Here is an 11737-nt window from a genome sequence, read left to right on the forward strand (position 1 = left end):
GCTCCGTCTCCTTCCGCCCCCGCTGCGTCCCTGGCCGTCCCCCGGCCCCGCCGACCCGCCCGGGCCGGCACCGCCCGCGCGGGTCAGGCCCGTACGAGGCGGTCGGCCCGCACACCCGTTCCGGCGACCGCGGCGGCCACCGGCGCCGGCTTGCCCGCACCCGCCTCCGGACCCGCCATCAGGATCGACCGCTGCAGCCGGCGCAGCGTGGTCGACGGCTCCAGCCCCAGGTCCCGGACGAGCGTGGCGCGCAGCCGCTGGTACACGTCCAGCGCCTCGCCCCGGCGGCCCGAACGGTGCAGGGCGAGCATGAACTGCCCGTGCAGGTTCTCGTGGGTGCGGTACCGGCTCACCAGCACCGTCAGCTCCGCGAGGAGTTCCCGGTGGCGGCCCAGCTTCAGGTCGGCCTCGATGCGCTGGTCGAGCGCGCACAGCCGGGTCTCCTCCAGCCGGCGCGTCTCCATGTCCAGCTGCACTCCGCCCTGTACGTCGGCGAAGGCGGGCCCGGACCACAGGGCCAGCGCCTCGCGCAGCCGCTGGGCGGCGACCGGGAAGTCGCCGGCGTCGATCGCCCGGTAGCCCAGTCCGGCCAGCCGGTCGAACTCCCGCACGTCGCTGGTCCCGCCGTCGCTGTTGAGCAGGTAGCCGCCGGGCAGCGTGACGAGCACGTCCTTGGCGGTGCGCTCCCCGTCGGTGCCCTCCAGGGCGGTGGCGATCAGGGCGCGCAGCTGGAGCACGTACGTCTGCAGCGTGGTGCGGGCGCTGCGCGGGGGCATCGTCCCCCACAGCTCCTCTATCAGCGCCGACACCGGTACGACCTGGTCGGCGTGGAGGGCCAGGAGTGCCAGGACCTGCCGGGGCTTGGGGGCGGTGGGCGTGATGGAGATCCCGTTCTCCCGCACGGCGAGTGCGCCCAGTACATCGATGTCCACGTCGTACTCCCCTGTCCTTTGGATGAGTCGCAAGAGTCAGTAGAAAACAGGCCGGACGGTTTGTCAATACGAAACCGGGCAGCCAGTTTCCGCCTCGGCGAGATGCGCAACGCCGCTCAGAAGTACGCCTGACCTGGCCTTTTATGGGTTCACGCGCCCACTCATGCCAGTGCGGCGCTCTTCAGCCGCCTCGCAACAGCAGCCATATAACACCCCCAGGGACTCAAAAAGCAAACCAGTCAGTCTGTTTCGTCTTCCGCCAACGCCTCGACGAGGACCGCAGCCGCCACCTCGCCGCCCGCGATCCCCGGCAGGACCACGGTCCAGATCCGGTTCAGAAGCTGCCGTGCGCCACGGTCCGGCTCGAACCCTCCCAGCCCGTCGAGCCCCACCGTCAACGCCACCACCAGGTCCACCGCGTCCTGCAGGGCCACCCCCTCGGCCAGCAGTCCCGCCCGCTCGGCGTCGGCCAGCACCCCCTCGACCCACGACCGCCACTGCCGGCGCAGGTCCACCCGGCCGCTGTGCGCGGTGTCCGCGCACAGCGCGAACGCCGCCCTCACGGCCACGTCCTCGGTCAGCAGCGACAGCATCGTGTAGGTGGATCCGACCAGCACCCGCAGCGGCCCGCCGGCCCGGTCGCGTTCCTCCAGCACCGCGGCGGCCTCCCTCATCGCCCGCGCGGCCCGCTCTTCCACGGCCAGGGCGAGGGAGGTCTTGCCGTCGAAGTGGAAGTGCAGGGCACCTGAGGTGACTCCGGCCCGCCGGCTGATCTGGGCGATCGACGCGGCGGCGAACCCCTCCTCGGCGAACACCTCCGCGGCGGCGTGCACCAGCGACTCCCGCGTGCGCGCCGCACGTTCCTGCTTGACCATGGGGGGCTCTCCACACATCCGCCGCATCAGCGGTCCGCCCCGCAGAAATGGGGTACAAGACATCCTGCGTCACAGTCGGTTCCCCCGCCGGAGCCGGACCGGACTCCCACCGGAGCACCGCCCCCGTCCACGCCGAGGAAACCGGCCCTTTCCTCCAACCCCCTCAGACCGCCACGTTCACCCTCAAGCCCACCAACCCCCGACACCGCCCACAGCTCCCGCGCAGACACCACGACTCCTCGGCGTTAACGCCGTTAACGCCGTTAACGCCCGGCCACCCACGGCGCGGCCCTCTCCCCCCGATCCGCGTACGACCCGCAGCACCCGCCCCCGACGCCAACCGGGCGGCCGGGCGGCGCCTGCCCACCACGCATCCTCCCGGCCACGAGCAAGGGCACGCAGCAAGAACCCCCGGAACCGGCGTCCCGGTTCAGCGCCCCGCCCGCCTCTCCACCAGCAACCCGACCCCGTCGAGGATCCGCTCCAGCCCGAACTCCAGCCCCTGCTCCTGCCCCCCGTGCACGGCGAGGGACCCCAAGGCCGCCGCCAGCGCCGGGTACTCCTCCCCGCGCTCCCGCACCACCTGCCCGAGCACGGCCCCCAACTCGGCGTCCACCCCGCCCGCGCCACCCGAGGCCCGCTCCTGCTCCACGATCCCCCGTACGTGCCCGGTCACCAGCACCACCACGTCCATGGCCTCAGCCCCGCTCAGCCCCAGCCCCTCCAGCGCGGCCAGCGCCCGCTCCAGCCAGCCGACCTCCCGCGGCCCGAGCGCCCGCGCCCCCACGGTGGCGTCCAGCACCCACGGATGCGCCCGGTACCCGGCCAGCAGTTCCCGCGCCCACACCCCGATCCGCTCCCGCCAGCCGTCACCCGCCACCGCCAACGCGGGGTCCAGCCCCGCGCCCGGCTCCGGCAGGGCCGCCTCCACCATCAGCGCGACGAGTTCCGCCTTGCCGGGCACGTACCGGTAGAGGGCCATCTTGGTGACCCCCAACTCGGCTGCCACCCCCTGCATGGACACCCCGCCGAGCCCGTCCGCATCGGCGATCCCCACCCCCGCCACCGCGATCTGCTCCACCGTCAGCCCCCGCCGGGGCCCCCGCGCCGGCGTCACCGGCGGCCCCCACAGCAACCGCACCGCCGCCCCCCACTGCCCGTCCGCCACCACACACTCCCTCACCCCGGACACCAAAACCGCGTCCACCGTACACAACACGTGTCGGCACCCATCGGCCCGGCCCCACGCGGCCCGGCTCACACCCGGGCCAGGAACTCCCTGTACCAGGGGGCGGCCTCGTCCAGGCACGTCAGCGGGCCGGGCCCGGGCGGGCAGCCGACGGCGTCCCAGACCGGCGCGCTGTCGTACCAGTGGTCCTGCGCGACGAGCTTGAACTGGCTGGGGCCCACCCGGCAGCCCGAGGCGGCCATGCGCTCCAGGCACTCGGCCTCGGAAAGGTGTCCGTCCACGGGCCGCAGCACACCCCGTTCGGTGAGGGCCCCGATCAGGTCGGCAGCCCGTACCGGCACGGGATGGCTGGCGTGCCAGACCGTCCCGCCGGCCGGGCCGGCTCCGAGCGCGAGAAGGGCGACGAGCCGGGCGAGATCGCCGACCGCCACCACCGACAGCAGGGCCCGTCCCCCGTCCCACAGCGCCCCGGTGGCTTCGAGCAGCTGGTCCAGGGCGGGCACGAGCCACCGGTCCCCGGCTCCGATCACCAGACCGGGCCGGAGCACCACTGCCCCGGCGGCGAGCGCAGGCCCTTCCCCGGCGAGCCGGGTCCGGCTCGCCGGGGACTGGGGCGCGGGCAGGACGGCGTTGACGCCGATCCCCCGGTGGGGGCCCCGGCCGTAGACGGCAGCAGTGGACAGGTGGACGATCCGCCGGACCCCGGCCGCCGCTGCCTCGGCCATCAGCGCCGCGGTTCCCGCGATGTTGACGGCCGCACACTCGCTTTCCTCGGAGCCGATCCGCGAGGCCAGGTGGACCAGGACGTCCGCCCCCTCACAGCTCCCGCTCAGCGATCCGGGGTCGGCCAGATCGGCCCGCCGCCACTCGTCGGCCAGGCCGTCGGCCGACGGAGCCCCGCGGCCCACGGCCCGCAGGACCAGGCGCGGGCCCCCCGGCCCCGCTCCGTCCCGGATGCGCGCGAGTTCGGCGAGTACCGCCGAACCTATGAAACCGGTGGCGCCGGTGATCACCAGCTGCTGCGGCTCGGCCATCAGATAACTGCCCCTCCCCCAGGGAAAATACCGATCGGCCGAAATGCTATGTGTGGTCGTCCCGACCCGCCCCACAGAACGGCACTCATCTTGATCCCGTCGCCCCTGCCGCCGCCCGTCGCTCCCACGCAGCCGCATCCGGCAGACGACGAACTCCCAGGACGGTCCCGCACGGGCGCCGTCCGGGGACCCCTGTCCGGGAAGACGGCCCTGGTGACCGGTGCGAGCCGCGGCATCGGCCGCGCGATAGCCGAGCGGCTGGCGGCCGACGGCGCCCTGGTGGCGGTCCACTACGCGCGCAACGCCGAGGCAGCCGACGCGGTCGTGTCCTCGATCCGGACAGCTGGAGGCGAAGCCTTCCCCGTGCGCACCGAACTGGGCGTGGCCGGCGATACGGAGACCCTCTACGCCGCGTTCGACTCCGCCCTTGTCCGGCGGGGCATCGAACCCCGGCTCGACGTCCTCGTCAACAACGCCGCCGTCAGCGGCTCGGCGCGGATCCACGAGGTAACGGCGGAGCTGTACGACAGGATCTTCTCCGTCAACGTGAAGGCCCTGCTCCTGCTTACCCGGGAGGGACTGACCCGCATGCCGGAAGGCGGCCGGGTCATCAACATCTCCTCGGCCATCACCCGCATGTCCTACCCGGAGTCCGTCGTGTACTCCATGAGCAAGGGCGCACTCAACACCCTCACCCTCGCCCTCGCCAAGGAGCTCGGCTCCCGGGGCATCACCGTGAACGCGGTGGCGCCCGGGTTCACCGCGACCGACATGAACGCGAAACTCCGCACCACGCCCGAGGGGGTGGCGCGGCTGGCCGGCCTGTCCGTCTTCGACCGCATCGGAAGACCCTCCGACATCGCCGGAGCCGTGGCCTTCCTCGCCTCACCCGACGCCCTGTGGGTCACCGGCCAGCTCCTCGACGCCTCGGGCGGCATGCACCTGTAGCCGGTTCCGTTAACGCCGTTAACACCCGGCCCCGTTAACGGCGTTAATGCCCCACTCCACCCACCTGACGAAAAACAACACCGCAAACCACCCCAACAACCCCTGAATCCATACCTACTAAACGCCTTAAAAGTACTGGTCGACTGGTTTTCTTTCCCTCCCTCCCCTTAGATTGATCTTCAATACCACCGGACGAAACCGACATCAGGAGACACACGTGGCGAGGGTCAGGCAGGAACGGGCCGAGATCACCCGACAGGCGATCCTCGACGGCGCGGCCATCGCCTTCGACCACGCCGGCTTCGGCGGCACCAGCCTCAGCGACGTGGTCAAACACGCCGGAGTCACCAAGGGCGCCCTCTACTTCCACTTCCCGTCCAAGCAGGCCCTCGCCCGCACCCTGGTGGACGAGCAGTTCCAGGTCTCCGCAGGCGTCCCCGAGGCCATCGACGACCCCGGCCTCCAGACCGTCATCGACCTCACCCACCAGATGGCGTTCGGGCTGCGCACCAACGTCCGCATCCGCGCCGGCATCCGCCTGGTCATCGAGTTCGGCTCGTTCACGGACCCGGACCCGTCCCCGTACAACTCCTGGATCGAGACCTGCCGCAGCTGCCTGACGCCGGCCCAGGAGCGCGGCGACCTACTGCCCTCGGTCGACGTGCACGACCTCTCGACCTTCCTCGTCGGCTCGTTCACCGGCGTCCAGGTCACCTCGTACGTCCGCACCGGCCGCGAGGACCTGCACGCCCGGATCCTCGACCTCTGGACCCACCTCCTCCCCGGGATCGTGCCCGCCGACCGCCTCGCCCTCTTCGACCCGGCGGGCTCCCCCGAGTGCCGCAGGCAGTTCGACCTGCCCACCGCCCCACCCCTCCCCGTCCCCTGACACCCCTCCAGGGCGGCCCCGCACACCCGCGGGGCCGCCCTTTCGCATGCCCGGCCCCCCTCCCCACCCATTTCGTTAGCAAAACCCAAGCGTGGCGCCCACACAGACCCAAGAACGTTAGTAAAGTCCCTCTCATGACTTCGCCCTCGTCCCCGAACGACCGAGAGAAGGTCGTCTCCAAGCTCCCCCCGTGGCTCCGCCAGGAGTTGAAGATCCGCACCGCCCAGCTGCGGGTCGACATCCAGGACGCCGTCCACCAGGGCATCGCCCACTGGAGCGCCCTCGCCTCCGCCCCCTCCCCCGTCGACACCTCCGGCGCCGAGTCGTTCTCGACGTGGCTCCCCGCCGGCCAGTGGGAGTCCTTCCGCACCAGCTCCAAGGACCGGGGCGTCTCCCTCATCCAGGGCCTGGCCCAAGCGGTGCGCCTCTGGCTGGAGATGAACCCGGCCCCCACCGTCCAGCGCCCCTCGGTCGTCCGCCGCATCGTGGTGTGCAACCAGAAGGGCGGCGTCGGTAAGACCGCCATCACCGCAGGCACCGCCGAGGCCCTCGCCGAGGACCCCGCGACCCTGCACCCCGTCCGCATCGCCCGCCAACTGGCGAAGCTCGCCGACCCCGGCGAAGCGGACGGCGCGAACCCCACCACCACGACCCCCCTGGACCTCGAAGACCTCCCGGGCCTGGGCATGCGCGTCCTGCTCGTCGACTTCGACCCCCAGGGCCACCTCACCAAGCAGCTCGGCCAGCAGCCGCTCCCCATCGGCGGCGACAGCCTCACCTGCCACATGGCGGGCGAGGCCAAGGGGCCCCTCCAGGACCTGATCGCCCCCATCGAGCACGACCGCTTCGGCGACCGCCTCCACCTGCTGCCCGCCTGCACCGACGCCTTCCTCCTCGACGTCCGCCTCTCCACGGTCCGCGCCCGCGAGGCCGCCCTCGAACGGGCCCTCGCCCCCGTCGAGTCCGACTACGACGTCATCCTCATCGACTGCCCGCCCAGCCTCGGCCTGAGCATGGACGCGGCGATCTACTACGGCCGCCGCCGCGACGCCGAACAGCCGGGCGCCTCCGGCGCGCTGATCGTCGTCCAGGCGGAGGACTCCTCGGCCGACGCCTACGACCTCCTCACCTCCCAGATCAACGACCTGCGCGACGACCTCAGCCTGGACATCGACTACCTCGGCCTCGTCGTGAACCTCTACGACGGCCGCCGCGGCTACATCGCCACCAGCTCCCTCCAGGCCTGGATGGACATAAAGGACCCCCGGGTCGTGGCGATCGTCCCCGACCTCAAGGAACAGCGCGAGTCCGTCCGCCTGAAGCAGCCCCTCTTCGTCTACGCCCCCAACGGCGACCAGGCCGTCGCCCTGCGCGCCCTCGCCCGGGAGATCTCATGAGCAGCAAGGCCGACAAGCTCGGCGTCTCGGCGTCCTTCGCACGGGCCCAGCCCGTCAGCGTCAGCTCCCGCCGCGCCGCCATCGCCGAAGCCACGGGCGCCCCCACCTCCGGTGTGGTCCCGCCCTCCGAGGTACCCATCGAGGCCCTGGCCCACAACCCGTTCAACCTCCGCGAGGACCTCACCGACCTCGACGAGCTGGCCCAGTCCCTCGCCGTACGGGGCCAGCTCCAGCCCCTGGCGGTCGCCACCCGCATGGCCTTCATGGAGGCCCACCCGGGCGCCACCGACGGCCTCGGCCGCGCCCCGTACGTGGTCATCGACGGCAACCGCCGCCTCGCGGCCGCCCAGCTGGCCGGGCTCAAGACCATGCACATCCACGTCAACGACGCCCTGTCCGCCTCGGCCGCCGACATCCTCGAATCGGCGCTCATCGCCAACGTCCACCGGGTCGACGTCGCCCCCATGGACCAGGCCCGCGCCCTCCAGGAGCTCGTCGACGTCCACGGCTCCCAGGCCCAGGTGGCCAAGCGGATCGGCAAGACCCCCGCCTGGGTCTCCCAGCGCCTGACCCTCCTCAACCTGACGCCCGAGCTCCAGGACAAGGTCGAGACGGGCGAGCTGAAGGTGGAACCGGCCCGCCGCATCGGCCGCCTCCCCCAGGAGGAACAGGCGGCGGCCGCCACGGAGAGCATCAACGCCGTCAATCCCCCGCGCCAACGCACCCGCCCGGCCCCCCCGACCGTTAACGCCGTTAACGCCCCCACCCCCGCCCCGCCCTCCCAGCCCGCCCCCTCCCCAGCCCCGCCCCCCGCATCACGATCTCCGCCCAGTCCCCGGAGACCATCGCGGACGCCCTGACCGCCCACCTGACCCCGGACGACCTCAAGGCCGTCACGGAGCTCCTGATGCAGCGCATCTGAGCCGCACCGCACGCACGCCGGGGGCGCTGACGGCATTAACGCCGTTAACGCCCCCACGTGCGTTTCATGTGCGTTCAACCGTGCGGTTCACATAGGGTGCCCCTGGAGGTAGCAATGAGCGAGACGAACGAACAGACCACCCTCTTCGCAGCGGTCGACGCCCTGCTGGAGGAAGCCGCGGCCAAGGACGGCCTCCCCGCCCCCGACGAGCGCAAGCGCCTGCGCGAGGCGGCCGGCCTCAGCCAGGACCAGATCGCCAAGGCCCTCTCCGTCCGCCGCGAAACCGTCACCTCCTGGGAGACCGGCCGCACGGCCCCCCGTCCCCCCAAGCGCGCGGCCTACGCCCGCCTCCTGGAAGGCCTCGCCTCCCTCCACCCGGCCACCCCCACCGTTAACGCCGTTAACACCCAGCCCCCCACCGAGCCCCCGGCCCCCGTTAACGCCGTTAACGCGGAGCCCCCCGTCCCCCCCTCCCCCGTTAACGCCGTTAACGCCGAGCCCCCCACTCCCCCCACTCCCCCGGCAACCGTTAACGCCATTAACACCCCTCCCCCTCCACCCCCCGAGCAACGCCCCCCCAGCCCAAGACCACGCCACCCACCCACCCACCCACCATTAACGGCGTTAACGCCACCCCAACCACCCACCCCTCCCCCCCCACCCCCCTCCCTCCCCTCCAGGGCAACGGCCCCCTGGCCGTCCTGGACGGCACCGGCCACGCCCACGCCGCAGGCGGGGTCCTCCTCACCCACCCCACCACCGACCTCCCCTCCCTCATCACCTGGGCCCTCAGCCCCGACGCCGACCTGCGCGCCCCCCGCCTCCACCGCAACGGCAGGGACGGCGACCCCCTCCTCGTCCTCACCGCCCCCGCCGCCGAACGCCTCGGCCTCCCCCTCACCCTCGAGGACCGCCGCGCCCTCCGCCTCCCGGACAACCACCCCGTCATCAAGCAGCTCACCAAGGCCAAGTGGCAGCTCACCCGGCGTGGCTTCGGCCCCTGGGCCCGCATCTACCGCCCGGCCTCCCCCACCACCGGCCGCCAGTGCGTCCAGCTCGCGGTGCTCCCCTGGGGTGCCCTGGACCCCCGCGCCTGGGGCGAGGACACCTCCGAGCTCCCCGCCCCGAACTCGCCGAGCTCCTCACCACCTACGCCGCCCGCGTCCTCACCCCCCGCGGCTCCACCGCCGTGACGGGCCTGGAGCTGATGACGGCCCTCCGCCCGCCCACCCGCGCGGCCCGCAACCCGGCGACCAACGCCTGGGAGTCCGCCCCCGTTCCCGGCTCCCTCACCCGCCCGTCGACCCCGGCCCCGCCGGAGGCACCCGACGAGCACCCGGTGGTCGCCTCCCTCTACCCCCGCTCCCACCAGCGCACCCCGGACCAGGTCCTGGACGAGGAGGCGTACGACTGGATCCGCGACCCGGAACTCCTCACCGACGCCGAGTGCGCCCGCACCCACGCCGTGGGCATCGACGTGAACATGGCCTTCGCCGCCGCTGCGAACCGCCTCACCGTCGGCACCGGCCCCGCCGTCCACACCACCGCCCCCCGCTTCGACCCCGAAGCTCCCCGGCTGCTGGCTCGCGACCTCTCCTCCCTCTCCCTCGACCCCCGCCTCCCCAGCCCTTCACCCCGCACGGCAGGCCCCCCGCCGGCCCGGCCTGGTACGCGACCCCGACCCTGGCCTACGCCCAGGAGCTCGGCCACGACGTCCACCCCACCGAGGCCTGGGTCCGCCCGGAGCACGGCGCCTACCTCGACGCCTGGTACAGCCGCCTCCGCGACGCCTACCTGGCCACGATGGCGGACATGGGCGTTACGACCACCCTCACGGAACCCGAGTTCCTCACCGCCATGGAGACCCACAAACAGCACGCCCCCCTCCCCGCCGCCGTCCTCTCCGCGATCAAGTCCACCGTCAAGGGCGGCATCGGCAAACTCCGCGAACGCCCCCAGGGCGCCGGCTACCGCCCGGGCGAGCCCTGGCCCGCCCTCGAACGCCCCACCTGGCGCCCCGACATCCGCGCCGCCGTCATCTCCACGGCCCGCGTCAACATGCACCGCAAGATGCAGAAGCTCGCCACGGCCGCCGGCCTCTACCCCATCGCGGTCCTCTCCGACTGCGCGGTCTACCTCTCCGACGGCCCCAGCCCCCTGGACTTCCTCCCCCGCACCCCGGAGGGCAAGCCGCTGCCCGGCGGCTTCCGCCTCGGCGTCAGCCCCGGCATGGTCAAGCACGAGGGCACCCAGCCCCTCCTGTGGGCCGTCCAGCTCCTCGACGAACACCTCAACCCCGCCCGCCACATCAAGGGCCACGACGCATCAGCAGACGGCGAGTAAGCAATGTCCGACATCTCCGACAGCCTCACCAAGGCCGACGAACAACACTTCACCCGCCCCATCCCCAAGTCCGCGGGCGCCCAGATGCGCTACCTCGTCAAGCAGCTCAAATCAACCAAGAACGTCGCCACCCTCCTCGGCATCTCCCAACGCACGGTCGAGCGCTACGTGAAGAACGAGATCAAGCAGCCCAAGCCGGCCCTCGCCGCCCGCATGGAAACCGAGGTACGCCGCCGCTGGCAGCCCCTGGTCCGCAAGCGCGCCCGCGAAAAGGCCGCCCGCACCACGGGCCTGATCATCGAGACCCGCGCCCGCTTCGGCTTCACCGCCGCCCCGGGCACCACCGACGACGGCCGCATGCGCCGCATCACCCAGCACCTCCCCCCGGAATACGCCCAACGCCTCTTCGCGGCCCAGGACACCGGCGCCACCGAAGCCCAACTGCGCCACATCACGGCCGAAGCCCTCCAGGAGATCTACTTCAAGGACAACGGCGCCCGCGCCTCCAGCCTCCTGGTCGAGTTCACCGACATCGACTACGTGGACTTCGCCTTCTAAGCCCTCCCCCACCGGCGTAGGGCCCGAGATACCCGAGCCGGAACGACGAATCGAAAGGAAAACCCCCGACGTCGTCCACCCACCCCCTCCTCTCACCAAACACTAGCCATGTACATAATAGCCATGCACACTATCCCCATGAGCGCAGCATCATCATCCGAAGACGCCACAGCCGGCTTCCTGGTCTGGCGCCTGTCGACGAAGTGGCGGGTGGCAGTCGACCGGGCCGTCGCCCCCCTGGGCATGACGCACGCCCAGTACGCCCTCCTGGCCTCCCTCTACGGCATGGCCCGCACCGGCCTCCGCCCCAGCCAGCGCCGGCTCGCCGACCACACCGGCCTCGAACCGCTGTACGTCTCCAAGCTCGCCCGCGCCCTGGAGTCCTCCGGCCTCGTCACCCGCACCCGCGACCCGGACGACCCGCGCGCCATGCAGCTGTCGCTCACCGAACGGGGCCACGAGCTCACAGGCCGCGCGATCACCACGGTCCAACACCTGCTGGACCAGCTCCTCGAGCCGTTCGGCGGCCAGGACAGCGCCCGCGCCCAACAGTTCAGCCGCGACCTGGCCACCCTGCTCGACGCACCCCTTGACGGTCCCACCGACAACGACAAGGAGCAGTCATGACCACGACCGCCGCCACCACCCCC

The 11737-nt window shown here is 72.2% G+C and carries 11 protein-coding genes and 1 pseudogene; 7 read left to right on the forward strand and 5 right to left on the reverse strand.

The window, feature by feature from the left end; all coding sequences use genetic code 11:
• Window positions 1–83: 83 nt before the first annotated feature.
• From B4U46_RS35630 to B4U46_RS35645, 4 genes are all read right to left on the reverse strand, one after another.
• Entirely contained in the window at window positions 84–932 is an 849-nt protein-coding gene (locus B4U46_RS35630) for an AfsR/SARP family transcriptional regulator (RefSeq protein ID WP_079432378.1), read from the reverse strand.
• Window positions 933–1171: 239 nt separating this feature from the next.
• Window positions 1172–1807 carry a ScbR family autoregulator-binding transcription factor gene (locus B4U46_RS40000; protein WP_159402159.1) on the reverse strand — a complete coding sequence of 212 codons (636 nt, stop codon included), beginning with the start codon at window positions 1805–1807 and terminating at the stop codon, window positions 1172–1174.
• A 430-nt stretch (window positions 1808–2237) separates the two neighbouring features.
• Window positions 2238–2975 carry a TetR/AcrR family transcriptional regulator gene (locus tag B4U46_RS35640; RefSeq protein WP_237293445.1) on the reverse strand — a complete coding sequence of 246 codons (738 nt, stop codon included), beginning with the start codon at window positions 2973–2975 and terminating at the stop codon, window positions 2238–2240.
• A gap of 89 nt (window positions 2976–3064) precedes the next feature.
• On the reverse strand, window positions 3065–4030 hold the full coding sequence (locus B4U46_RS35645; RefSeq protein ID WP_079432380.1) for an NAD-dependent epimerase/dehydratase family protein: 966 nt from the start codon (window positions 4028–4030) through the stop codon (window positions 3065–3067).
• A gap of 213 nt (window positions 4031–4243) precedes the next feature.
• On the opposite strand from B4U46_RS35645, the gene B4U46_RS35650 reads away from it, so the two are divergent.
• The 5 genes and pseudogenes from B4U46_RS35650 to B4U46_RS40765 all read left to right on the forward strand — a co-directional run.
• A complete protein-coding gene (locus tag B4U46_RS35650) occupies window positions 4244–4978 on the forward strand; it encodes an SDR family oxidoreductase (RefSeq protein WP_269467137.1) in 735 nt (244 codons plus the stop codon).
• 217 nt (window positions 4979–5195) lie between these two features.
• On the forward strand, window positions 5196–5867 hold the full coding sequence (locus B4U46_RS35655) for a ScbR family autoregulator-binding transcription factor (protein WP_237293446.1): 672 nt from the start codon (window positions 5196–5198) through the stop codon (window positions 5865–5867).
• Between the two features lie 134 nt (window positions 5868–6001).
• Entirely contained in the window at window positions 6002–7264 is a 1263-nt protein-coding gene (locus tag B4U46_RS35660; protein WP_079432382.1) for a ParA family protein, read from the forward strand.
• The gene (locus B4U46_RS35665) at window positions 7261–8124 is read left to right on the forward strand and encodes a ParB/RepB/Spo0J family partition protein (protein ID WP_237293447.1); all 864 of its coding nucleotides are present in this window, start codon (window positions 7261–7263) and stop codon (window positions 8122–8124) included. Before B4U46_RS35660 ends, B4U46_RS35665 begins: the two co-directional genes overlap by 4 nt.
• A gap of 176 nt (window positions 8125–8300) precedes the next feature.
• A pseudogene (locus B4U46_RS40765) lies at window positions 8301–8534 on the forward strand (helix-turn-helix transcriptional regulator); the annotation flags it as partial.
• Window positions 8535–9539: 1005 nt separating this feature from the next.
• On the opposite strand, the gene B4U46_RS40770 reads toward B4U46_RS40765, so the two are convergent.
• On the reverse strand, window positions 9540–10505 hold the full coding sequence (locus B4U46_RS40770; RefSeq protein WP_420543185.1) for a hypothetical protein: 966 nt from the start codon (window positions 10503–10505) through the stop codon (window positions 9540–9542).
• A gap of 27 nt (window positions 10506–10532) precedes the next feature.
• Here B4U46_RS40770 and tpg point away from each other — a divergent pair, with 27 nt between their 5' ends.
• Complete coding sequence (tpg, locus tag B4U46_RS35675) at window positions 10533–11087, forward strand: telomere-protecting terminal protein Tpg (RefSeq protein ID WP_079432383.1); 555 nt, start codon at window positions 10533–10535, stop codon at window positions 11085–11087.
• A gap of 138 nt (window positions 11088–11225) precedes the next feature.
• Window positions 11226–11714 (forward strand): MarR family winged helix-turn-helix transcriptional regulator, encoded by a 489-nt coding sequence (locus tag B4U46_RS35680; RefSeq protein ID WP_079432384.1) that lies wholly within the window; start codon window positions 11226–11228, stop codon window positions 11712–11714.
• The last annotated feature ends 23 nt before the right edge of the window (window positions 11715–11737 follow it).

The sequence above is a fragment of the Streptomyces katrae genome, from assembly GCF_002028425.1.
Lineage (GTDB): Bacteria > Actinomycetota > Actinomycetes > Streptomycetales > Streptomycetaceae > Streptomyces > Streptomyces katrae_A.